A 22,697-nucleotide genomic window follows, 5' to 3' on the forward strand; every position below is an offset into this window, starting at 1 on the left:
TGAAAAAGGAGTTGTGCATATGGTTACATATATCATTAGAAGGACACTTCTTTCCATCCCAATTTTGTTTGGTATTACGATTTTGTCCTTTGCGATTATGAAAGCAGCACCAGGCGATCCGATGTCACTCATGATGGACCCGACCATTAGTGCCGCAGACCGGGAAGCCTTTATTGATAAGTACGGCTTGAACGATCCTGAATATGTGCAATATATGAAATGGCTCGGCAATATGCTTCAAGGTGACTTTGGCACATCCATTGTAAAAAAAGGAACGCCCGTGGCTGATTTGATTTTTGCCCGGCTGCCTAATACTCTCATCCTCATGATCTTTTCTACATTAGTTGCCCTGATTATTGCCATCCCATTTGGTGTTCTTTCAGCAAAACGTCCGTATACAAAACTTGACTATGGTATTACGGTTACATCATTTATCGGACTGGCTATTCCGAATTTCTGGTTTGGTTTGATCCTTATAATGGTGTTATCAGTGAATTTAGGATGGTTTCCGACCGGGGGTGTCTCTACCTTAAATGCAGATTTTAATCTATTTGACCGGCTTCATCATATTATTTTACCGGCCTTTGTTTTAGCAACGGCTGATATGGCCGGCCTTACACGTTATACAAGGTCAAGTATGCTCGATGTGATGCGGCAGGATTACATTCGCACGGCGCGAGCGAAAGGTTTTAGAGAGAACAAAGTCATCTTCAAACATGGATTGAGAAACGGTCTGATGCCTGTTATTACGATCTTTGGACTCATGATTCCATCCTTTATTGGCGGCGCAGTCGTGGTGGAACAAATCTTCACATGGCCAGGGCTTGGGAAACTGTTTATCGATTCTGCTTTTTCAAGAGATTATCCCGTCATTATGGCGATGACTGTTATCTCTGCTGTGCTCGTGGTCGTTGGAAACTTAATAGCGGATATTCTCTATGCGATCGTTGATCCGCGTATTGAATATTAGAAGGGAGCTGAGGCACAATTGGCACAACCTAATATGGGAACACCTCCTGTTGATCTCAAATTAAAAGAAGGCCTTCCGCCAAAACCAGAGACGATGCTTCGTTTATTTTGCGAGAAATTTTTCAAAAATAAATTGGCGGTTGCCGGCTCCGCTATTTTATTGGTCATTATCTTTTCGGCTATTTTCGCCCCGGTGATCGCACCTTACGCACCGGAACAGCAAGACTTATTGAAACGGCTACAGCCTCCAAGTGCAGAGCATTTTATGGGAACCGACAAGTTTGGCCGAGATATTTTTTCAAGGGTGCTATACGGAGCGAGGGTGTCTCTATTAGTTGGCTTTGTCTCAGTAGTCGGAGCCATCACCATTGGTACCGTCATTGGGGCGGTAGCGGGATACTTTAAAGGCTTTGTCGATTCTGTGCTCATGAGAATGGTGGATGTGGTATTGTCTATTCCAGATATTTTTCTCTTGATCACGCTAGTGACAATTTTTAAACCGGGTATTGATAAATTGATTTTAATCTTTGCGCTGACTGGCTGGACAACAACCGCCAGGCTGATCCGCAGTGAATTCTTGTCACTTCGCACAAGAGAATTCGTACTCGCAGCAAGAACGATCGGAACGAAAAACCATGTCATCATCTTTTCGCATATTTTACCGAACTGTATCGGCCCTATTATTGTGTCTGCTACATTAAAAGTCGGTTCTGTTATTTTAGCTGAGTCGACACTTAGCTATCTAGGGTTCGGCATCCAGCCTCCAACGGCGAGCTGGGGAAACATGCTTCAAGATGCACAAAATTTCTCCATTATGGTGCAAGCATGGTGGTATCCACTGTTCCCAGGTTTACTGATTCTACTTACCGTTTTATGCTTTAACTTCTTAGGTGATGGACTGAGAGATGCCCTTGATCCTAAAAAGCTAAAATAAGGTTCTGCTTATAGAAAATCGTGAAAGGACTCTGCGAGACGTTCTTCTTTTCCCAGGAAATAAAGCCGTCCTTCCGTCAGGGAGAAGTTTTAATAAAGTTGGAATAATTTCTCTATCCCTTGCCCATACTGTGGACAACAGTTTTTAAAAAGTGAGGGATTGGTTATGTTATTTCTTCATGACGTATGGGTGAATTGGTTTGAAGGGGAAGAGAATGGCTATAATGTGTGCCACTTTCATGAGTGGCGCAAGGAGGACAGCGTGGAGCTGTTAGATCAAGTACCTTTACTCAAGGTGCAGAGTCCTTTGTTTGATTACATAGAGAATGATCTATCAGAGCTGCCGAAGACGCTGCTAGAGTCTGTATTTGAGAAATCATATATTCGAAAAAATCATGAACGCCGTAAATTAGAGTATTGCTTTGTGGTCACGGACGGGATTAGAATCATTGCTGTGGATACGATTGGTTATTCCATCCCTGTGAGAAAGAGCCGATTGATTCCAAGACAGGAGCAATTGGTGTATGAAATGGTGAAAGATGTGAAGGCAGAGGAGTATGAATTCACAACAGATAGCCTTGAATCGACGAAAGAATATCACATCCTATCATTACCACCGCAGCATATCAGCGGATTAACGAGAAAAGAAAGACAGCTGAAGCAGCTGATGTTTATGGCGTTAGATCAACTAAAGGGGCTTCAAAACCGGGCAGAAATTGCCTATTGGTATACAGAATGGAATCCGCGCATGTACAACCAGATCAAACGAATGTCTTTCGAGGAAATTTGGAACATGCTTTATAACGAAACCATTGATGGATGGTCAGAAAACCATTTAGCCTTTTGTGAAAAAATGATTAAAGGACAGCCATTTTTTGAAAAACTTTGGGAAATGGAAAACGAATCGAAAGTCAATTAGAAAAAGCTTGCAGCTGAATATGCTGCAAGCTTGTTTTATTTGCGTTTCCGGCCAAGACCCATCGCATTCTCCATTTTTTTCAGCATTTTGTTTGCCGTACGGTTCGCTTTTTCAGCACCTTCATCTAAAATGCGGTCAAGCTCTTCTGATTCAATGAGTTCATAATAGCGATCTTGAATCGGTTTTAATGCATCCACAACAACGTTCGCAAGATCTCCCTTAAATTCACCATAACCTTTGCCTTCGTATTTTTGTTCAAGCTCTGCAATCGATACGTTCCCTAATACAGAATAAATCGTCAGCAAGTTGGCAATTCCAGGTTTGTTTTCTTTGTCATATTTGACGATGCCTTCTGAATCAGTCACAGCACTTTTGATTTTCTTTTCAAGCTGCTTTGGCTCATCTAATAAGGTAATGAAGGATTTTTGGTTCGGATCAGATTTGCTCATCTTTTTCGTTGGGTCAGTTAAAGACATAATCCGAGCGCCTTCTTTTGGAATTTTGACTTCAGGTACAGTGAAGATGTCATTGTACTTTCGGTTAAAGCGTTCAGCAAGCGTTCTCGTTAATTCAAGATGCTGCTTTTGATCTTCTCCTACAGGAACTAAGTCCGTACCGTATAACAAAATATCGCCAGCCATTAATGGCGGATACGTTAATAGTCCTGAAACGACTGCTTCCTTACCAGCAGATTTGTCCTTAAATTGAGTCATTCTTTCTAATTCCCCAATATAAGCGACACATTGCAGCATCCATCCTGCCTGGGCGTGGGCAGGTACCTCTGATTGGATAAACAATGTTGCCTTCTCTGGATCAAGCCCCACTGCCAAATAAAGAGCGGCTAAGCTTCTAATATTTTGTCGAAGGGCTAAACGATCCTGACTCACCGTAATGGCATGCTGATCGACCACACAAAAGTAGCCGTTGTAATCATGCTGAAGATCGACAAATTGCTTCATCGCTCCAATGTAGTTCCCCAATGTCACAGAACCGCTAGGCTGAATGCCTGAGAAAATCGTCTTTTTTGTCATACTAAAACCTCTTTTCTTCAATATAAAAAGGCCCACCCATCACTTTTCAACAGAAAAGGGACGAATGAACCGTGGTACCACCCTTGTTATTTCAATCCGAAATCACTCAAGACGTTGATATCGGAGACTGCTCCGTCTAAGCCTACTGACTCTGTCAAGTGTTCGGTTAGCTGCTCCAAAGCCCATTCCATACATGCCATTATCTGCTTGCACCAACCGCAGACTCTCTGTAAATGGTGAATATATGTACTCTTCTTTTTCATCGCAAAAATGTAATTTCATTCATTATAAATAAGCAAAAATCAAAAGTCAAAACCTACATATAATAAATCAAGAGCAATATTAACATTTCAATGAGTAAACTCAAACCTAATGTTCTTAAGGTTGAAAAGTTACTTTGAAAAGATGATGATAAATGTTTGTTTAAACTGTCATCAACATGGTCCTTTTGCTTATTTAAAGAATCAAACACCTTTCGGAAGCTGTAAGATATTTGATCAAAAAATCCACTTTTTAAAGTGATGAACGATAACCACACTAGCAAAGTGCCAGAAGCTAAATAAAATGTGATGTTAATCATGCTTAAGAAAGATATGTGCCCATAAAAGAGGAAGCTTAAAATGAAAACAAGGCCATTAGAACTAAGTAAAAGAATAAAAAATCTAATAACAATCACTCCTGCGCATTAAAACTTTACTGTACTAAAATAGCAATAAAAACATTTAATTCAAGACTTTCACTATATAAGAAAAACGAAACAAGGAACGAAGCTGTTGTTTTAATCAATTTCTTGATATCAGTTTACAATGAATCATGAAGATTGCCAATTGTATAGACAGGATTACCTCTGATTAGGTATTTAAGATCACAAAATCTCAGAAAAATAACCAAATTATTTCAATTTTTTAATAAAAATATTAAAAAACAGTGGAAATATGAAAATTTTCTTAAAAAAATGAATGCACAATTACTTATTTGCTAGTATAATAGTTCCTGTAGTTCATTTATGAAGGGGAGGTCAACAACTAGATGAAAAAGTCTAAATTTTCACTGCTTTTAGTTTTTTTATTGGTGCTGACTATTTTTGTATCTGCATGTTCAGGTAAACAAAGTAGCGACAAGGGCACTGCATCCAAAGATTCAAAACAAGAGGCTACAATTTTAGAATCACAGGAAATGCCTGCAATGGATACAATCCAAGCGAGTGATACAATCAGTTTTACGACTATGAATAACGTGTTTGAAGGTTTGTATCGTTTCAACGATAAAGAAGAATTAGTGCCTGGTATGGCTGATGGGGAACCAGTTGCTAACAAAGATAAAACAGTTTACAACATCAAAATTAAAGATGCAAAATGGTCTAATGGTGACCCAGTTAAAGCTCAAGACTTCGTATATGCATGGCAACGTGCTTTAGATCCAGAACAAAAGTCTGAGTATGGCCCATATATGATGGTTGGTAAAATTAAGAATGCTGATAAAGTATACAACAAAAAAGCAAAGCCTGAGGAACTAGGAATTAAAGCTGTAAGCGATAAAGAACTGCAAATTACACTTGAAAAACCAATTCCTTACTTCCAATCTCTGCTTTCATTCCCAACATTCTACCCAGTGAATGAAAAGTTCGTTAAAGAACAAGGTGACAAATATGCGAAGACTGCAAAGAACCTTGTATACAACGGACCATTTGAACTTTCTTCTTGGGATGGCCCACAAGCAACTACTTGGGAATACAAAAAGAATGAAGAATATTGGGACAAAAAGAACGTCTCTATGACAAAACTTACTTTTAAAGTATCTAAAGATCCACAAGCAGCTGTTAACGCATTTGAAGCGGGAGAAGCTGATATTACACCTAAATTATCAACACCTGCCATCATCTCTCAATACGAAGGTGATAAGCGGATGAAAAGATTACTAGAACCTACTGTGTTCTGGTTGAAAATGAACCAAGGAAATAAATCTTTAAAGAATGAAAACGTTCGTCGCGCAATTGCAACGGCAATTGATAAAGAAGCGTTTGTAAATGATGTGTTGCAGAATGGTTCAGTTGCTGCATACTATCAAATTCCAAAAGATTTCGTACATGATGAAAGCGGAAAAGACTTCCGTGATGGAATGCCTAAATACTTAGAAACTAATAAAGATGAAGCGAAAAAGCTTTTTGAAAAAGGGTTGAAAGAATTAGGAACGTCTAAAGTAACGCTTAATTACTTAGGTGATGATTCTGAGACAGCTAAAACAATCGGTGCTTTCATTAAAGATCAGCTCGAGAAAACTTTACCTGGCTTAGATATCAATATTCAAAGTGTTCCTTTCGCTACTCGTATTGATCGTGATAAGAAAGAGGATTACGATCTTCAGATGGCTGGATGGGGTCCAGATTACCTTGATCCGATCACGTTCTCTGACTTGTTCATCACAGGTGGCGGAAACAACCACATGGGTTACTCAGATAAAAAATATGATCAGTTGTTAAAAGATGCATCTGGCAAATTAGCTGCAAAACCTGAAGAACGCTGGAAAGCTTTACAAGAAGCTGAAAAAGTATTATTACAAGATGACGCAGCACTTTCACCAATTTATCAGAGAGCAACTAACTATCTGATTAATAACAAAGTAAAAGGATTTGTCATTCACAAAGTTGGACCTGAATTCAGCTACAAATGGATGAAAATTGAAGGATAATTAACAATCTTATAGAAAAGAGAGTGTATTCTCTGAATATACTCTCTTTTTCACTGAGAGAAATATGTCGAAATATACAGAAAAGTCAGTTTTATCAGGAGGTGCAAGTATGCTGAAATACTTAATTAGACGGGTTGCCTACATGGTTGTTACCCTCTTCATCATTGTTTCAATCACTTTTTTCTTAATGAAACTTATTCCGGGTTCTCCTTTTGTTAATGCGCAAAAGTTGTCAGAAGCTCAACAAGCTGTACTTAATGCAAAATATGGACTAGATCAGCCAATTCCTGTTCAATATTTTCATTACATGATTAATACATTCACTGGGGATTTAGGTGTTTCATTCCAATTCAACAATACCTCCGTAACAGAACTTCTTTCATATCGAGTAGGACCATCTGCTGTCCTAGGCCTTCAAGCGATTATTTTAGGAACGATTGTTGGTATCTTTTTGGGAGTAGTTGGAGCTTTAAGACAGAACACATGGGTGGATTACTCTGCTACTTTCTTGGCAGTTATCGGTAAATCAATTCCGAGTTTTGTATTCGCTGGATTACTTCAGTACTATATTGCGGTGAAATTGGGGTTATTACCAACTCAATTTTGGAATGGGTTTGAATATACAATTTTACCTACTATAGCGTTAGCAATGTTCCCTATCTCCATTTGTGCTCGTTTTATGAGAACAGAAATGGTTGAAGTACTTGAGACAGATTACATTTTACTTGCAAAAGCAAAAGGAGCAGGCTATTTTGAGATCGCATTTAAACATGCAATGAGAAATGCTTTAATACCTGTTGTCACAGTACTTGGTCCATTGACTGTTAGTTTAATGACGGGATCACTAGTAATAGAAAAAATCTTCTCAATTCCTGGAATTGGTGAGCAGTTTGTTAAAGCCATTACAGTAAACGACTACCCAGTCATCATGGGTACAACTATCTTATTTGCCGTTCTTTTTGTAGTGGTTGTATTTATTGTCGATATTCTATATGGAATTATCGATCCTAGAATTCGTGTAGCGGGAGGTAACAAATAATGAAACAGCAAGAAGAAAATATTGATAAAAGTCTGTTTGAACCCGCTGGTGTTGATACATTATCTGCTGAAAAAATTGAAAAACCAAGTCTAAATTATTGGCAAGATGCATGGCTTAGAATTAAAAAGAATAAAGCCGCTGTTGTTAGTATGGTGATTTTATTTTTAATTGTATTCATGGCGCTCGTTGGACCATTAATTAGTGGCAAAGACTTTAGTACTCAAACAACGTCTGAAGCGAACTTACCGCCGCGAATCCAAGGGTTAGAGCATGTTAGTTTCTTACCTTTTACTGGTGAAAGAACATTAAAAAATGGTGATGTGGTCAATCCATATGAACAAAAAGGGATTGAACATTACTACTGGTTCGGTACCGATAATCTTGGGAGAGATCTATTTACACGTGTGTGGAAAGGAACTCAAATCTCACTGCTTATTGCTGTTGTTGCAGCTGTGATCGATTTAATTATTGGTGTTGCCTACGGCGCTATTTCTGGTTATTTCGGTGGGAAAATTGATAATGCGATGCAGCGTATTTTGGAAGTTCTAATGGGGATTCCAAACTTAATCGTTGTCATATTAATGATTCTCGTCTTAAAACCAGGGATTATTCCAATTATTATTGCACTAAGTATTACCGGGTGGATCAGTATGGCTAGGGTCGTGCGTGCTCAAGTCATGAAGCTGAAAGAACAGGAATATGTACTAGCCGCTAGAACTTTGGGATTAAGTAACTTTAAAATTATCTTTAAGCACATGTTGCCAAACTTAACAGGTGTGATGATTATTAATACAATGTTCACTATTCCTAGTGCGATCTTCTTTGAAGCTTTCTTAAGCTTTATTGGATTAGGTCTGCAAGAGCCGCAAGCTTCACTAGGGACATTAATTGAAGATGGGTTTAAATCAATGATCGCTTTCCCATATCAGATGGTTTATCCAGCAATTATCATTAGTGTTATCATGATCGTCTTTAACCTTGTTGCCGACGGTGTGAGAGATGCACTTGATCCAAAAATGAAAGATTAGTACGGGGCGGTGATGTTGATGAATAAACAAGAAACGATTTTAAAAGTAAATGACTTAAATATTTCATTCCACACATTTGCTGGCGAAGTTAAGGCAATTCGAGGTGTGAATTTTGAATTGAAAAAAGGTGAGACGCTTGCCATTGTTGGAGAATCAGGCTCTGGTAAATCGGTAACTTCTAAATCAATCATGGGTCTGCTTCCTAAATCTAACTCCGAAGTGAAAAAAGGAGAGATTTTGTTTCAAGGTAAAAACCTAACAAAACTTTCTGACAAACAGATGCAGAAAATAAGAGGGAAAGATATTGCCATGGTCTTTCAAGATCCAATGACATCTTTGAATCCGACTATGACAATTGGTAAGCAAATTATAGAACCCATCTTAAAACATCAAAATGCAAGTAAAGAAGAAGCTAAAAAAAGAGCACTTGAGCTTTTGAGTCTTGTAGGTATTCCGAAACCAGAACAGAGGTTCAAGCAATACCCTCATCAATTTTCTGGTGGGATGCGACAAAGGGTTGTCGTTGCAATAGCTCTTGCTTGTAATCCGAAAATTTTAATTGCAGATGAGCCAACTACTGCTTTAGATGTAACCATTCAAGCCCAAATCTTAGAACTGATGAAAGATCTTCAAAAGAAGATTGAAACATCTATCATCTTTATCACACATGATTTAGGGGTCGTTGCGAATGTAGCAGATCGTGTAGCGGTAATGTATGGTGGTCAAATTGTTGAAATTGGCACCGTAGATGAGATCTTCTATAACCCAAAACATCCATATACTTGGGGATTACTGAGCTCTATGCCAAGTCTTGATGCAAAAGAGGAGAAATTGTTTGCCATTCCAGGCACGCCGCCTGATTTGTTGAATCCTCCAAAAGGAGACCCATTTGCGGCTAGAAATCAATTTGCAATGAAAATTGATTTTGAACAGCAGCCGCCTTTATATCAAGTATCAGAAACTCATTTTGCAGCTACATGGCTTTTACATCCTAACGCACCAAAAGTAGAACCTCCTGAATCAATTAAGCAAAGAATGCGACAATTTAATGCGCAAAAAGGGGGGGATCACATTGAGTGAAAAAGATGTTATTTTACAAGTGAAAAATCTTAAGCAATATTTTAATGTGGGTAAACCTAATGAAGTAAAAGCTGTTGATGATGTCAGCTTTGACATTTATAGAGGTGAAACATTGGGCCTTGTAGGTGAATCTGGTTGCGGGAAATCCACTACTGGTAGAACCATCATTCGTCTATACAATGCAACAGGTGGCGAAGTTATTTTTAACGGGCAGAATGTGCATGATAAAAAATCAACAACAGATCTTAAACAATTTAACCGAAAAATGCAAATGATCTTTCAGGATCCATATGCCTCCCTCAATCCACGAATGAAAGTTGTGGATATTATTGCAGAGGGTATCGATATTCATGGTCTTGCAAAATCAGCACAAGCACGTAAAGACCGTGTATATCAATTGCTTGAAACGGTTGGTTTGAATAAAGAGCATGCGAATAGATACCCGCATGAATTTTCAGGCGGTCAAAGGCAGCGTATTGGGATTGCTCGTGCGTTAGCTGTTGAGCCGGATTTCATCATTGCCGATGAGCCAATCTCTGCACTAGATGTGTCGATACAAGCGCAGGTCGTCAACTTAATGAAAGAACTGCAAGAAGAAAAGGGCTTAACGTATTTATTCATTGCCCATGACCTTTCCATGGTGAAATATATCAGCGATCGTATCGGTGTGATGTATTTTGGGAAATTGGTTGAGCTGGCACCAGCGAATGAATTATATGAAAACCCGCTTCATCCATATACAAAATCATTACTATCTGCGATTCCGCTTCCAGATCCTGATTATGAGCGTAACCGCAAACGAATTAAATACGATCCATCTGTTCATAAAGGAACAAATACGGAATTTCGTGAAGTGAAGCCAGGTCACTTTGTCAGCTGTACTGAGGAAGAATTCAAAGAGATCAAAGCAAAACAATAAGAACAGAGAAGAAGCACTGCGATATCAGTGCTTCTTTTTTTATTTTACAAAAAAACAAGTTGATGGTAATTTTTATGTAAAATGAGTAAACCAGGAGGAAATCAAATGTTGTTATGGAAGACGTTTCGCTATTCATGTCTTCACTTTTTTATCGTCACGATGCTTTTTTCAATATCTTTTTTAATGGAACCAAATGGAGGAAAGTGGATGATCGCATTTTTAGTGCTCATTTGCATCATTTCGTTTTCGGTTGAATTTGCTCTGTATCGGCGCACGAATAAACAGAAGGAGGAAGTCCGGCGTATGAAGTACCTTTATTTCATCATGTTTCAGATCGCCATGACACTTCTTTTGTTTGCTTGCTTTCAAATGCTCATGAATCGTTCGATATAAAACTTTTTTGCTTTCTCTTGAAAAAAAGTGAAACCACTAATGGCATTGCTGCGTCTTACTAGTACAGGCGTTTAAATAGCAGGAAATCGGGAATAGATAAGGAAGTGGTTCTTAACTACATCATAAGGAGCGGATCCATGAATTGGTATGAAAAGCTCAGTGAATACTTCCCGATAGAAGAAATGAAGTCAAAAGAGCATATGGAAGCTTTATTAAAGGAAAGAAGTGATATTTATCATAAAGAAGAAGGGCCTCATCATGTAATGATGTACGCTGAATTTGATTCTTTCATCTTTATTGATTATTTATTTGTTTCCAAGGATGCAAGAGGTGAAGGCCTCGGATCAAAGCTCATTCATAAGCTGAAGGAAAAAAGAAAACCGATCTTGCTTGAGGTCGAGCCTGTAGATGAAGATGATGCAGATACTGCAAAACGCCTAAAGTTTTATCAGAGAGAGCACTTCAAGCATGCTGAATCAATTGGTTATAAACGCAGGTCACTTGCAACGAATGAAGTGAACCGCATGGAAATTCTTTATTGGTCGCCTCGTACAGATAATGAGGAAGAAATGATGGAGGCCATGAGAAAGACGTACGAAGGAATCCATACGTATAAAGACGAAGAATGGTATGGACAATCGTATGAGGATGTTGATGATGTGCTGAAGCTCGTTGAAAATAGAAAACAAAAAAATATTTTCGATCATCTCGACTAAATGAGAAAGTTCAGACTTCAAACATCAGCACAAAAAGAATGAAATTGTCTAGTTTTTGTCACAAAAATTGCAAGAAAATCTGTTCACACTTACTTTTTTATAGTATAATCACTATAAAGATTACTTATTTAGAACAATTTTAATTTAAGAATACAGATCAATATTCATTCTACAAATTGAGGAGTGAAGATTTATGGTAACATTATACACATCACCAAGCTGTACATCATGTAGAAAAGCAAGAGCGTGGTTAGAAGAGCACAATATTCCATACCAAGAGAGAAATATCTTTTCTGAGCCTCTTTCAATCGATGAAATCAAAGAGATTCTTCGTATGACGGAAGATGGTACAGATGAAATTATCTCAACACGTTCTAAAGTATTCCAAAAACTAAATGTAAATGTTGAGACAATGCCGCTTCAACAATTGTATAAACTAATCAATGAGCACCCTGGTCTTCTAAGACGTCCAATTATTTTGGATGAAAAAAGACTGCAAGTTGGGTACAACGAAGATGAAATTAGACGTTTCCTTCCTAGAACGGTTCGTACATTCCAACTTCGAGAAGCTCAGCGACTTGCTAACTAATAGAGAACAAGAAAAGCTGCCGATCATTTGGCAGCTTTTTTTATTTATTTTCAGCCGTTTGTTCGTAAAAGAGACTGGCTAAAATAACGGTTGCGACGGTTAAAAAGGGAAGCAACAATTCAAGTGTTGTATGCTGCGCCATAAATTCATTCAGTTTTACATCACGGACAATCATTTCTCCGCCAGTAAAAGCTAAAAGGGCACTCCCTCCGTATAAAAGAATCGGAAACTTGGTTAGTGCTGCATGAATCAGCTTACTCCCCCAAATAATAATCGGGACTGAAATCATTAAGCCAAAGGCAGTGAGCACCATGTTCCCTTTAGCTGCCCCTGCAACAGCGATCACATTATCAAGTGACATAAAAAGATCTGCAATCACGATGGTCTGAACAGCACGCCAAAGGGAGCCGCTGCTTTTAATCCGAATGGATTCTTTCTTTTGTTCAATTAACAAATTGTATCCTATATAAAGGAGAAAGAGACCGCCGATAAATTGCAAATAGGGGATGGTCAATAAATAAACGGCAGCACCAGTCATGGTGATTCTCATCAGCACTGCCAAAAGTGTGCCGATCCATATGGCTTTGTTTCGTTTTTCATTTGATAAGCTTCGACTGGCCATCGCAATGATTAATGCATTATCTCCGCCTAATATGAGGTCTATGCCAATAATCATCAGTAAGGATACGATCCACTCTGTTTCCATCCAGTTCACCTCATTTCACTAAAATAGCTCGTACAACCAATATATGAAGACAATTCAAATATATGTTTCTGCAAGTTTTCTCTGCAAAAAATGCGTTTTTATTTCTTTTATTCATGTTTTATCATAAAATAGACAGTACACAGCAATACCTCATTTCTTTAAATGGTTAACATGTAGACGGAACGGGTAAAGTGTAGTAAAGTACTATTAATTGGGAGCTTGTATGTCCCTTCAACATCTTATATAGAAGGGAAGGTTGGCAAAATGGAAATCGAAAGAATAAATGAACATACAGTCAAATTTTATATTTCCTACGGTGATATTGAAGATCGCGGTTTTGACCGTGAAGAGATTTGGTATAATCGTGAGCGCAGTGAAGAGCTGTTCTGGGAAGTGATGGACGAAGTGCACGAAGAAGAAGAATTTGCAGTAGAGGGACCACTTTGGATTCAAGTACAGGCACTTGATAAAGGTCTTGAAATTGTCGTGACAAAAGCCCAACTTTCTAAAGATGGACAAAAGCTCGAATTGCCGATTCCAGAAGATAAAAAAGATCAAACAGATGAAGAAAGTTTAGATGCTCTGCTTGATGATTTTCATAAAGAAGAGCAAGATCAAGAAGATCATAATGAGAAGGACAAAAAACTTCAACTTCAGTTCGTATTGAAAATGGATGATTTTGAAGATTTGATTGCACTTTCTCAATTAAATATGCAGGATTTTACGACAAGTTTATATTCGTTTGAAAACCGTTATTATCTATATGTTGACTTCCACGAGGATTTGTCAGATGAGCAGGTGGAGAATAAGCTTAGTATTCTGCTTGAATATGCTCATGAATCAGTGGTCAGCATCTACAGACTGCAAGAATACGGTCAGCTGATTGTCAAAGAGAATGCGCTTGAAACGATTCAACAGCACTTCTCGTAACAACCAAAAGTCGATTTCTATAGAGGAATCGACTTTTTTATCTGAATGAAAAAGTAAACAAAGTGATCGGCAAGGAGAAAATGAAATGAGAAATGTAGTCAAAGTTCTATTTTTTCTTATCATTACGATAGGTGCTTATTTGATTATCCAAATTTTTGCCGGTGATCTAGCGGTAAGTGTATTAAGTTCCGTCAGTGTTCTATTCACTTTATCGATTATCTTCATCGGGTTTGTCATTTTCTTAGAAAACAGAAACCCCTCTCAAACGATTACGTGGCTTGTGCTGCTTGGGAGCTTTCCGCTTTTCGGGTTTTTGTTTTATATTTTCTTTGGACGCAATATTAAAAAGCGCAGACTTTTTGAAAAGAAAGCGGTACTAGACGAGCAGCTTGTCCAGGAAGATGAACGTATCCACAGAGAAGCGATTGAAAAAATGACTCATATGGGTGACCATCAGCAGCTCTTATTTAAACTGGCCCACAGACTGGGACATACCCCTATTACGTATCGCACATCCTCTAAAGTTCTGACCAATGGAGAAGAAACGTTCTCTCATATTTTTGAAGAGATCAAAAAAGCAACACATCACATTCATCTAGAATATTATATTCTCCGTCATGATGATCTGGGACAAGAATTAAAGGACATTTTAATCGAGAAAGCAAAAAGTGGTGTGATTGTCCGCTTTTTATATGATGATGTAGGTAGCCTAAAACTTTCCCGTCAATATATTGCTGACTTAGAAAAGGCTGGCGTGCAGATCGTTCCGTTTTTACCAGTGAGACTGCCCTTATTAAATAATAAAATCAATTTCCGAAATCACCGGAAAATCGTGGTGATTGATGGAGAAGTAGGATTTGTCGGCGGACTTAACATTGGGGACGAATATATGGGTAGAAGCAGACAATATGGATTTTGGCGTGATACGCACCTGATGATTAAAGGTGAGGCCGTTCGTGATTTGCAGCAGATTTTTATGCAGGATTGGTATTACATGACCAATGAAAGATGCTCGGGTGTGGATTATTTTAAAGATTTCAGTCATATGGAGAGTCGAGCAGAAGGCGTACAAATGATTGCTGGTGGTCCTGATAAACAGTGGGAAGTCATTAAAAATCTCTTTTTCTCCATGATTATCTCCGCCAAGAAATCAATTTGGATTGCTTCACCTTATTTTGTACCTGATGATGATATTTTGTCCGCACTGAAAATTGCTGCTTTGAGCGGAGTCGATGTACGAATCATTGCGCCGAAAAATCCAGATAAACGCATCGTATTTCATGCGTCCCGTTCATACTTCCCCGAACTTTTAGAAGCAGGTGCGAAGGTATATGAATATGATCAAGGCTTTATGCATAGTAAGTTTATGATTGTGGATAGTGAGCTAGCATCAATTGGTACAGCAAATATGGATATGAGAAGTTTTCATCTGAACTTTGAAGTGAATGCTTTCCTCTACAAAACAAAAAGCACAGAGAAGCTGGTCAACGACTTCTTAGGTGACTTAGAGCAGTCACATGAAATTGTTCCAGAAGAATTTGCGAAGAGACCTTTAAGGGTGAGGCTGTTTGAATCAACAGCAAGATTATTATCACCTCTTTTATAAAAATTGTCTTTTCCCCCTTTTTAAAAGGGGGATTTTTTATTTTACTAAGGGAAAGTAGGTTGAAATCGTGTTTTGATAAGATAAAAATTCATTTTCGATATTCGCTTCCTGATGAGAGAAAAAGCTATAATACGGTCATCAAAGAGCAAGGGGCGAAATATATGAATGCAGCAATCATGGAGAATGGCAAGCTGATTCGCATCACACAACATCTGACTAAAAGGCGGCTAGAGCATGTAAGAGCTACGTGCAAATTTTACTGTCCTGAATGTAGGCAGGAGGTTCTATTAAAGCTAGGTGAGCATCGTGTCCATCATTTTGCACATAAACAGCTCTCGGCATGTCCATTAGCGTCCACCGGTGAAACAGCTTATCATCAGGCAGGGAAGATTGCTCTTAATGATTGGCTCACGCAGCTTGGATATGAGCCGTTACTAGAGAAATATGTTTCAAACATTCAGCAGCGCCCTGATGTGACCGTCGATATAGAAAATAAAAGCTATGCCATTGAATTTCAATGCGCAAATATTTCGTGGAAAGAGCTGCATAAACGAACGGAAGGTCTCCGTGCTGCGGGGCTCTATCCTATATGGATCATAGGGGCGAATCGTTTAAAACGAATGGCTGGCCAGCTCTTTTCATTCTCCTCCATTCATTGGGGAATTTTAAGGCAGTCAAAGAATAGGAGACTCATTTTTTATTGTCCGATCCAAAATAGATTTATCCACCTGGATCAACTTCTCGTGTTTCAGCCAACGAAAATATGTGCTTCAATGACCGTTAGACCGCCTTCAGCTTATCGCCAACTACCAGCACTCTTATCTGTTTCCTCGAGCAATCATCGATTGTATAAAGAGTGGCTCAAGTGTATTCGGCAATTTAGGGAGCGGCCACCCCGCATTTTAGCAAATGAAAGCAAGCGTTTAAGAACCATTTTTTATGAGCATCATCAAACAGCATGGCCATTTCTACCGACAGAACTATTTATCCCCCTGACAGAAGCATATATCTTTTCAAGCCCTGTTTATGTGTGGCAAGGATGTCTTTATGATTGGATGGTTCGAACGGGAAAAGAACAAGTGACCATTCATCTTCTTTTAAAAGAAATTGAGCGATGTGTCCAGCATAAAGAAGTGAAGCTCCGATATACCAATGTCACAATAGAAGAAATCAAAGAGGTGATCATTTCATATGTACGGGCGCTTGTGAAACTAGGGTTTTTATACATGACGAAAGAGGGTAATTATCAAGTAACGTCGAATCAAAAGCCTATACGAACAGCAGATGAAGCGATAAAACGAGATGCTTTCTTATTTCATTAGCATGTTTCATGCCCACTTTGATCATGATAAGAAAAAGGTGGTGCTGCTATTGAATAGAAAGAAACGCTTTTTTCTCATTTTTTTAGTTTGTTTGGTATTTATTTCTGCATATGATTTGACAAACATAGTTCAAAACAAAGAAGATAAATACAACACCAATTTCTTTCACTTTCCGAAAGGTTGGTTCAACACAACTCATGCAAGGGGGATTCATATGACTTCACAAAATAACAACAATCATTTACCAGACAGAAGCGAAGTAAAAGAAGAAAACAAATGGCGCCTTGAAGATATTTTTGAAAGTGTCGATTCTTGGAATAAGGAATTCGAAGCTGTAAAAAAAGAAATTCCGAAGCTCGCCCAATTTAAAGGCAAGCTGGCCCATTCTGCTGATGTCTTGTATGAAGCCCTAACATTTCAGGATCAACTTTCTGAAAAGCTTGGCAAGCTTTATACATATGCGCATATGAAATATGATGAAGATACAACAAATTCATCATTTCAGGCTTTAAATGATAAAGCATCCAATTTATTTACACAGCTGTCTAGTACATCTGCCTATATTGTTCCGGAAATTTTATCTATTCAAGAAGATAAGCTGCAGCAATTTATATTGGAAAAAGAAGAATTAAAACTTTATTCTCACGCTCTCGAAGAAATTAACAAAGAGCGTCCGCATATTTTAAGTGAGGAGCAAGAAGCTTTATTAGCTGAAGCCTCTGAACCTTTATCAACATCATCCACTACGTTTAGTATGTTTAATAATGCAGATATTTCGTTCCCTTCTGTTAAGGATGAAAATGGAGAAGAAAAGAAAATTACTCATGGCAACTTCATTACCTTTTTAAACAGTGATGATCGTGAAGTGAGAAAGAATGCTTTTAGAGCCGTTTATAAAACGTATGATCAATATAAGAATACTTTGGCGTCTACACTCAGCGGCTCGATTAAAAAGGATAATTTTTATGCGAAAGTACGTCATTACAAATCTGCAAGAGAAGCAGCGTTATCACGCAACAGTATTCCTGAAGAAGTGTATGACAATCTAATTGATACAGTTCATCAATATTTACCGTTATTACACCGCTACATTGAATTGCGTAAAAAGGTATTAAAGCTTGATGAGGTGCACAATTATGACTTGTATACACCATTAGTAAAAGATGCTGGCATGAAGCTGACCTATGATGAAGCAAAGGATTATATGCTGAAAGGGTTAGCGCCATTAGGAGAAGAATATGTTTCGGTATTAAAAGAGGGACTCGAAAATCGCTGGGTAGACGTTTATGAGAATAAAGGGAAACGAAGCGGCGCATATTCTTCTGGAAGCTATGGTACGAATCCTTATATCTTAATGAACTGGCAAAATAATATTGATAATTTATTTACACTGGCTCATGAATTTGGTCACTCTGTTCATAGCTACTATACAAGAAAGCATCAGCCATATCCGTACGGAAACTACAGCATTTTTGTAGCGGAAGTAGCTTCTACAACAAATGAAGCATTACTAGGTGAATACTTACTCAATCATTTAGAGGACAAAAAGCAGCGCTTGTATGTGCTCAATCACTTGTTAGAAGGATTTAGAGGGACGGTATTCAGACAAACGATGTTTGCAGAGTTCGAGCACCTGATTCATGTGAAAGCGCAAGAAGGGGAGGCATTAACGCCAGAGTTTATGACGAACCTGTATTACGACCTGAACAAGAAGTATTTTGGCGATGGTATGGTTGTGGATAAGGAAATCGGATTAGAATGGACGCGAATTCCGCATTTCTATTACAACTATTATGTGTATCAATATGCGACAGGCTATAGTGCGGCTCAGGCATTAAGTAAACAAATTTTAGAAGAAGGGAAACCTGCAGTGGAGCGCTATACAGACTTCCTTAAAGCAGGAAGCTCTGACTATCCAATTAACGTGCTGAAAAAAGCTGGTGTAGATATGGCATCAAAAGAACCAATTGAGGCAGCATGTCAATTGTTTGAAGAAAAATTAAAGGAAATGGAAGAGCTCATCTCAAAGACTGGTGAGTAACGAGAAGACTTCTGTCAGATGTGTGAGTGCAAACTCACCTTTTGGCAGGGGTTTTTTCTTGAAATAAAAAAGACCAGATTGTTGACAAAGGGCTAAAATGAACTTGATTTTAGCCCTTTGACTTCTTTTTAGCGTGATAGAAAACCTTTGCACGGAGGACTGACACCGAATGCGAGGGTTTGCCTACACGCTAGACCTCGTCTATATGAACGAGGTTTGTACATTCAATGATTACGATTTAAAACCTTTGAAGGTTTTTCGGTAATTCATTCGATAGAGTGTAAAGAGAATGGAAGCGAATAGGAGTGGAGATGTCAGGTAAAGAGGCAGCATCTTCATTAAGCCTAATATATTTAAACAGAAACATAAGCCAATGGCAACAAGTCCAATGGTTGTGCTGCGCATGCAGATCCCCCCATTTTTTTGTTACTTTCACTATATGAAAGTGACAGTCCTCTTATGTTTTGTGACAAAAATATGAACATATAGTATATCGGTTGTCATAAGTCGACAAAATTTGATATACTACAGATGTGAAATTAATCACATACAAACATTACCCCTTTGTTTGACCGTGAAAAATTTCTCCCATCCCCTTTGTTGTCGTTAAGACATAGTGAAACCGCGCTTATCCCGGCGCGGTTTCTTCGTACTTATAAATAGAACGAGTGTTCTTTCGGAGATGAAGAAAAAAACATGGGTCAGCACCCATGTTCATTCTCACAGCGGTAGACATCAAGATCTGAATGATTGTCTCCTTCTGTATAACGCCAAAACATTTCCTGATGTACTTGAACACGTTCTACCTTTTTAGCAAATGCGAGCTTTTTCATCTCGCGTTCAACTTCTTCAAGTGTCAGGTCATATACAACGGCAATTTCTTTTGCTGATGCAAATTGAAAGTAAGCGATAAACCATTCAATTGGCGGTCGTTCTGAAGGTGTTGGTTTTTCGCCAATCATTTCAAAGAGAATTTCCTCGTAAATATCGTAAGAATATGCACCTGAAATCTTTAATCCTTCTTCACCATTGATCGTATTAAAAAAGGCGAAAGTGGGAAGCTCAGACACATCCATTTCAGCTGCGATTTTCATATCACATTGGAGCGCTTTGACAGCACTTTGAGAATGGATATCTCGCTGGAACTCTTCAATGTCCAGTCCAGCCGTTTTTGCATTTTCTAGCAAGACTTGTTCACTGGTGACGTCCTGCTGATGGCAAAAAAGCGATTCTTGAATGAGTCGTAAAAATTTCATTCCGCATTTTCTGCCCTGAAGTTCAGCTGCTTTTAATGCAAGAGAGGCGAGATAAGGTGATGTCACAATTTGTTCAGACAGCATTTGTTCTTTTTTGGTCTGAGTTTTCGTGGCAAATTTCCCCCACGCTTCGGTTAGCAAATGTTTTTTTCGTTTCCGGTTTAAAGCATTAATACTAGAACTTGTAACCGTTCGTAAAGTGAAGAAACGGCCATATTTCATTTTCAACTTTTTAATTGATGGCTCTAATAACCAGCAGTCCGGGCTAAGAGGATCAATGAATACATAGATTTCAATCGGCTTTTGAGGATGTCCGTGACAATGTGAGAAATATTGCTCATGCGGATTGCAGCTCAAGATCGTCCGTCCTTTTCAGGTATTTGGTTGACCATGTGACGAGCCGTCAAAGACAGTCGCTCAAATAAAAAGTCACGAATATCGCCGGTTAGTCCTACTTGATCCATTGCATCCTCCATGCATTCAAGCCATGCGTCCGCTCGCTCCTCAGTAATCGGAAAAGGGAGATGTCTCGCCCGTAGCATTGGGTGACCATGCTCCTCAGTATAAAGCGGCGGTCCGCCTAAATATTGAGTTAAGAACTGTTTTTGTTTTCTTGCTGTTTCTTTTAAGTCATCCGGGAAAATAGGATGAAGCAAAGGATGACACTTTACATTTTCATAAAAAGTATCAACAAGTTGCGATAGAAGTTCCTCTCCAACCGCTTCGTAAGGTGCGTTAAACGATTGTACCATGTTGACTACTCCTTTAACTCGTAGCTAATAGGATGGCTCACCCTATTGCGAATTTCATGTATTTCAAAAGTGATATTCAGTTTGTTCTATTTTGTTGTTTCTATTCTTGTATACTTATTTTAACAACCTCTACTCAATTCCACAAACAAACCGCTTTGGTCCTTTGGGAATAGTGAGGGAGACAGGTTCCGTGTTCAATTGACCATATCATAACACATTCAGTCAAAAAAGGGTGAAAAGCGACATACAAAAAACCGAAGAGGTTATTCTCTTCGGTTTAGGCGAAATATTGAGCTGTGATTTTCTTTACATAATTTTGTGTTTCTTTAAATGGAGGAATGCCTCCGTACTTATCTACATTCCCTGAGCCTGCGTTATAAGCGGCTAAGGCAAGTGAGACATTTCCATTATATTTTTGCAGCATTTGTTTTAAATACTTCGTTCCGCCTTCAATGTTTTGGGCTGCATCAAAGGCATTGTTCACGCCAAGTGATTTAGCAGTAGACGGCATAAGCTGCATCAGTCCAAGTGCACCTGCATGGCTGACAGCATTCGTGCGATAACCGGATTCTTGCTTGATCACTGCGTGGATCAGCTTTTCTGGAACTCCGTGCTTTTGAGCCATTTGTGAGACGATCTGATTAATCTCTTTTGATGAAGAGCCTGAAACAGCTTTTTGAAGCGGTGGTGTGTAGCTGTTATTTAAGACGTTTCCAATACCATTTGCGGTATTCAATTGGCTGTCATTTGCATAAAGAGACTGAGATTGAAGCTGTTCACTGCCCGCTATCGCAGATAAATATGGGTTCATTCGTGCATATTGCGTGTTCGGAGACGTTGATGGGTCCGATCCCATGAAAGCAGAAATGGAAAGCGGGAGACGAGATAATTCTGATCCGCCTAAAAAATCTTGCAACAGCGACTGGAATGAAGTCTCAGCGCTTGATTCTTGTCCAGCTGTGAGTTGTGTTTGTCCATTATCAGATTGTAACGTTTTGAGTGCTTGAAGCTGCATAAAGGATTGAAGTTGATTGACGTTCATCATGTTCCTCCTTCAAGGAATTCATCTATTCTTTTGTTTTCATTTTTTCTTCATAAAAGCGTACGACTTTGTTTTTCGTGTGTCTTGGTGGGATCTGAAATTGCTGAAGCAATGCTGTGAAAGCGGCTTGTCCAATGTCTAAATCGCTCACTTCAAATTCAAGTTCATAGTCCTCTACTGTTAAATATCGGCTGTGATCCAAAACAATTAAGCCTTCTTTGATCATTTTTTCTGCTCTTGACGTTTCCAGTGAACCAAAATACACGATTTGATCCTTTTGAATGTGAAGGTGTACTAATCTGTCTGCCACTTCACCTTCTGGCAGGTGGAAATGTTCAAGACTTGCGGGAGGATCGATCGTTTGGTGAGTTTCCAAAAGGCCGATCTCATGCGGTTCCTTTAATGTGAGGACCCACTGCCCGCCTTTTTCTCTCATTCGTAATGCAGCGAATTTGGATTTTATATCAAATTGAGGTGTATCAAAATAATAGTTGGTTTGAGTGTGGAAGTCCTCGTCCTTTAATTGAAAATATTCTTTTAGCTGTTCAAATTCTTCTTTCATTAATAATTGTTTTAGTTCTATCTCAATTTCCTGTGCCATTTTGACATCAACCTTTCATTTAGAGGAAATATGATTATTGTACATGAAAAGTTTCATTTTTTCTTATTTATTCCTTAAAAAGAGACGTATATAGATGCTAAATGAGGCAAAATGAACAACGAAATGGAGAAATCAAA

Annotated in this window: 23 protein-coding genes and 1 other annotated feature; of the genes, 15 read left to right on the forward strand and 8 right to left on the reverse strand. The window is 38.6% G+C overall.

Annotation, left to right across the window (positions count from 1 at the left end):
- The first annotated feature begins 19 nt into the window (after nt 1-19).
- The 3 genes from NST09_RS05680 (at nt 20) to NST09_RS05690 (ending at nt 2,821) form a co-directional block, all read left to right on the forward strand.
- Nucleotides 20-970: an ABC transporter permease gene (locus NST09_RS05680; RefSeq protein WP_007499031.1), complete on the forward strand. Its 951-nt coding sequence runs from the start codon at nt 20-22 to the stop codon at nt 968-970.
- Nucleotides 971-1,003: 33 nt separating this feature from the next.
- Nucleotides 1,004-1,903, forward strand: a complete 900-nt coding sequence (opp4C, locus tag NST09_RS05685; protein ID WP_008348491.1) for an oligopeptide ABC transporter permease — start codon at nt 1,004-1,006, stop codon at nt 1,901-1,903.
- Nucleotides 1,904-2,068: 165 nt separating this feature from the next.
- Complete coding sequence (locus NST09_RS05690) at nt 2,069-2,821, forward strand: YjbA family protein (protein WP_008348490.1); 753 nt, start codon at nt 2,069-2,071, stop codon at nt 2,819-2,821.
- A 35-nt stretch (nt 2,822-2,856) separates the two neighbouring features.
- Here the strand turns inward: NST09_RS05690 and trpS are convergent, their stop codons facing one another.
- Together trpS and NST09_RS05700 are read right to left on the reverse strand one after the other, a co-directional pair.
- Complete coding sequence (trpS, locus tag NST09_RS05695; RefSeq protein ID WP_035700292.1) at nt 2,857-3,852, reverse strand: tryptophan--tRNA ligase; 996 nt, start codon at nt 3,850-3,852, stop codon at nt 2,857-2,859.
- Nucleotides 3,853-3,905: 53 nt separating this feature from the next.
- Nucleotides 3,906-4,124: a binding site (T-box leader), on the reverse strand.
- 44 nt (nt 4,125-4,168) lie between these two features.
- Nucleotides 4,169-4,432: a DUF3899 domain-containing protein gene (locus tag NST09_RS05700; RefSeq protein WP_223255625.1), complete on the reverse strand. Its 264-nt coding sequence runs from the start codon at nt 4,430-4,432 to the stop codon at nt 4,169-4,171.
- Nucleotides 4,433-4,881: 449 nt separating this feature from the next.
- Between NST09_RS05700 and NST09_RS05705 the strand changes: the two genes are divergently transcribed.
- From NST09_RS05705 to spxA, 8 genes are all read left to right on the forward strand, one after another.
- Nucleotides 4,882-6,540, forward strand: a complete 1,659-nt coding sequence (locus tag NST09_RS05705) for a peptide ABC transporter substrate-binding protein (protein ID WP_035392439.1) — start codon at nt 4,882-4,884, stop codon at nt 6,538-6,540.
- A 109-nt stretch (nt 6,541-6,649) separates the two neighbouring features.
- Nucleotides 6,650-7,579, forward strand: a complete 930-nt coding sequence (gene opp3b / locus NST09_RS05710) for an oligopeptide ABC transporter permease (protein ID WP_035392438.1) — start codon at nt 6,650-6,652, stop codon at nt 7,577-7,579.
- Entirely contained in the window at nt 7,579-8,607 is a 1,029-nt protein-coding gene (gene opp3C / locus NST09_RS05715) for an oligopeptide ABC transporter permease (RefSeq protein WP_035392435.1), read from the forward strand. Before opp3b ends, opp3C begins: the two co-directional genes overlap by 1 nt.
- Nucleotides 8,608-8,625: 18 nt before the next feature.
- Entirely contained in the window at nt 8,626-9,687 is a 1,062-nt protein-coding gene (locus tag NST09_RS05720) for an ABC transporter ATP-binding protein (protein ID WP_035392433.1), read from the forward strand.
- Complete coding sequence (locus NST09_RS05725) at nt 9,680-10,606, forward strand: ATP-binding cassette domain-containing protein (RefSeq protein WP_035392432.1); 927 nt, start codon at nt 9,680-9,682, stop codon at nt 10,604-10,606. Before NST09_RS05720 ends, NST09_RS05725 begins: the two co-directional genes overlap by 8 nt.
- 105 nt (nt 10,607-10,711) lie before the next feature.
- Complete coding sequence (locus tag NST09_RS05730) at nt 10,712-10,999, forward strand: hypothetical protein (protein ID WP_268439910.1); 288 nt, start codon at nt 10,712-10,714, stop codon at nt 10,997-10,999.
- A 137-nt stretch (nt 11,000-11,136) separates the two neighbouring features.
- A complete protein-coding gene (locus NST09_RS05735) occupies nt 11,137-11,715 on the forward strand; it encodes a GNAT family N-acetyltransferase (RefSeq protein ID WP_007499012.1) in 579 nt (192 codons plus the stop codon).
- A gap of 193 nt (nt 11,716-11,908) precedes the next feature.
- Entirely contained in the window at nt 11,909-12,304 is a 396-nt protein-coding gene (spxA, locus tag NST09_RS05740) for a transcriptional regulator SpxA (protein ID WP_003211421.1), read from the forward strand.
- A gap of 40 nt (nt 12,305-12,344) precedes the next feature.
- Here the strand turns inward: spxA and NST09_RS05745 are convergent, their stop codons facing one another.
- Nucleotides 12,345-13,010, reverse strand: a complete 666-nt coding sequence (locus tag NST09_RS05745; protein ID WP_007499010.1) for a TerC family protein — start codon at nt 13,008-13,010, stop codon at nt 12,345-12,347.
- A 264-nt stretch (nt 13,011-13,274) separates the two neighbouring features.
- Between NST09_RS05745 and mecA the strand changes: the two genes are divergently transcribed.
- From mecA to pepF, 4 genes are all read left to right on the forward strand, one after another.
- Nucleotides 13,275-13,940, forward strand: coding sequence for an adaptor protein MecA (gene mecA / locus NST09_RS05750; protein WP_008348474.1), 666 nt, complete (start codon nt 13,275-13,277; stop codon nt 13,938-13,940).
- 85 nt (nt 13,941-14,025) lie between these two features.
- Entirely contained in the window at nt 14,026-15,546 is a 1,521-nt protein-coding gene (gene cls, locus NST09_RS05755) for a cardiolipin synthase (RefSeq protein ID WP_342493425.1), read from the forward strand.
- Between the two features lie 161 nt (nt 15,547-15,707).
- Complete coding sequence (locus tag NST09_RS05760) at nt 15,708-16,868, forward strand: competence protein CoiA family protein (RefSeq protein ID WP_254505831.1); 1,161 nt, start codon at nt 15,708-15,710, stop codon at nt 16,866-16,868.
- A gap of 214 nt (nt 16,869-17,082) precedes the next feature.
- Nucleotides 17,083-18,909: an oligoendopeptidase F gene (gene pepF, locus NST09_RS05765; RefSeq protein ID WP_302329590.1), complete on the forward strand. Its 1,827-nt coding sequence runs from the start codon at nt 17,083-17,085 to the stop codon at nt 18,907-18,909.
- A 231-nt stretch (nt 18,910-19,140) separates the two neighbouring features.
- Here the strand turns inward: pepF and NST09_RS05770 are convergent, their stop codons facing one another.
- The 5 genes from NST09_RS05770 to NST09_RS05790 form a co-directional block, all read right to left on the reverse strand.
- Entirely contained in the window at nt 19,141-19,314 is a 174-nt protein-coding gene (locus NST09_RS05770) for a hypothetical protein (protein WP_035392421.1), read from the reverse strand.
- Between the two features lie 296 nt (nt 19,315-19,610).
- The gene (locus NST09_RS05775) at nt 19,611-20,522 is read right to left on the reverse strand and encodes a ClpXP adapter SpxH family protein (RefSeq protein WP_007499002.1); all 912 of its coding nucleotides are present in this window, start codon (nt 20,520-20,522) and stop codon (nt 19,611-19,613) included.
- Complete coding sequence (locus NST09_RS05780; protein WP_007499001.1) at nt 20,519-20,917, reverse strand: thiol management oxidoreductase; 399 nt, start codon at nt 20,915-20,917, stop codon at nt 20,519-20,521. The genes NST09_RS05775 and NST09_RS05780 overlap by 4 nt, the downstream gene beginning before the upstream one ends.
- A gap of 277 nt (nt 20,918-21,194) precedes the next feature.
- Nucleotides 21,195-21,959 (reverse strand): lytic transglycosylase domain-containing protein, encoded by a 765-nt coding sequence (locus NST09_RS05785; protein WP_008348461.1) that lies wholly within the window; start codon nt 21,957-21,959, stop codon nt 21,195-21,197.
- A 25-nt stretch (nt 21,960-21,984) separates the two neighbouring features.
- Nucleotides 21,985-22,560 carry a CYTH domain-containing protein gene (locus tag NST09_RS05790; RefSeq protein WP_007498999.1) on the reverse strand — a complete coding sequence of 192 codons (576 nt, stop codon included), beginning with the start codon at nt 22,558-22,560 and terminating at the stop codon, nt 21,985-21,987.
- Nucleotides 22,561-22,697 lie beyond the last annotated feature (137 nt).

This window comes from Bacillus sp. FSL W7-1346, from assembly GCF_038593335.1.
Taxonomy (GTDB): domain Bacteria; phylum Bacillota; class Bacilli; order Bacillales; family Bacillaceae; genus Bacillus; species Bacillus altitudinis.

What these genes read in the sequence shown, in the direction of transcription:
- NST09_RS05680 (WP_007499031.1), top strand. Translation starts at nt 20, where the DNA reads ATGGTTACATATATCATTAGAAGGACACTTCTTTCCATCCCAATTTTG.
- opp4C (WP_008348491.1), top strand. Translation starts at nt 1,004, where the DNA reads ATGGGAACACCTCCTGTTGATCTCAAATTAAAAGAAGGCCTTCCGCCA.
- NST09_RS05690 (WP_008348490.1), top strand. Translation starts at nt 2,069, where the DNA reads ATGTTATTTCTTCATGACGTATGGGTGAATTGGTTTGAAGGGGAAGAG.
- trpS (WP_035700292.1), bottom strand. Translation starts at nt 3,852, where the DNA reads ATGACAAAAAAGACGATTTTCTCAGGCATTCAGCCTAGCGGTTCTGTG.
- NST09_RS05700 (WP_223255625.1), bottom strand. Translation starts at nt 4,432, where the DNA reads ATGATTAACATCACATTTTATTTAGCTTCTGGCACTTTGCTAGTGTGG.
- NST09_RS05705 (WP_035392439.1), top strand. Translation starts at nt 4,882, where the DNA reads ATGAAAAAGTCTAAATTTTCACTGCTTTTAGTTTTTTTATTGGTGCTG.
- opp3b (WP_035392438.1), top strand. Translation starts at nt 6,650, where the DNA reads ATGCTGAAATACTTAATTAGACGGGTTGCCTACATGGTTGTTACCCTC.
- opp3C (WP_035392435.1), top strand. Translation starts at nt 7,579, where the DNA reads ATGAAACAGCAAGAAGAAAATATTGATAAAAGTCTGTTTGAACCCGCT.
- NST09_RS05720 (WP_035392433.1), top strand. Translation starts at nt 8,626, where the DNA reads ATGAATAAACAAGAAACGATTTTAAAAGTAAATGACTTAAATATTTCA.
- NST09_RS05730 (WP_268439910.1), top strand. Translation starts at nt 10,712, where the DNA reads ATGTTGTTATGGAAGACGTTTCGCTATTCATGTCTTCACTTTTTTATC.
- NST09_RS05735 (WP_007499012.1), top strand. Translation starts at nt 11,137, where the DNA reads ATGAATTGGTATGAAAAGCTCAGTGAATACTTCCCGATAGAAGAAATG.
- spxA (WP_003211421.1), top strand. Translation starts at nt 11,909, where the DNA reads ATGGTAACATTATACACATCACCAAGCTGTACATCATGTAGAAAAGCA.
- NST09_RS05745 (WP_007499010.1), bottom strand. Translation starts at nt 13,010, where the DNA reads ATGGAAACAGAGTGGATCGTATCCTTACTGATGATTATTGGCATAGAC.
- mecA (WP_008348474.1), top strand. Translation starts at nt 13,275, where the DNA reads ATGGAAATCGAAAGAATAAATGAACATACAGTCAAATTTTATATTTCC.
- cls (WP_342493425.1), top strand. Translation starts at nt 14,026, where the DNA reads ATGAGAAATGTAGTCAAAGTTCTATTTTTTCTTATCATTACGATAGGT.
- NST09_RS05760 (WP_254505831.1), top strand. Translation starts at nt 15,708, where the DNA reads ATGAATGCAGCAATCATGGAGAATGGCAAGCTGATTCGCATCACACAA.
- pepF (WP_302329590.1), top strand. Translation starts at nt 17,083, where the DNA reads ATGACTTCACAAAATAACAACAATCATTTACCAGACAGAAGCGAAGTA.
- NST09_RS05770 (WP_035392421.1), bottom strand. Translation starts at nt 19,314, where the DNA reads ATGCGCAGCACAACCATTGGACTTGTTGCCATTGGCTTATGTTTCTGT.
- NST09_RS05780 (WP_007499001.1), bottom strand. Translation starts at nt 20,917, where the DNA reads ATGGTACAATCGTTTAACGCACCTTACGAAGCGGTTGGAGAGGAACTT.
- NST09_RS05785 (WP_008348461.1), bottom strand. Translation starts at nt 21,959, where the DNA reads ATGAACGTCAATCAACTTCAATCCTTTATGCAGCTTCAAGCACTCAAA.
- NST09_RS05790 (WP_007498999.1), bottom strand. Translation starts at nt 22,560, where the DNA reads ATGGCACAGGAAATTGAGATAGAACTAAAACAATTATTAATGAAAGAA.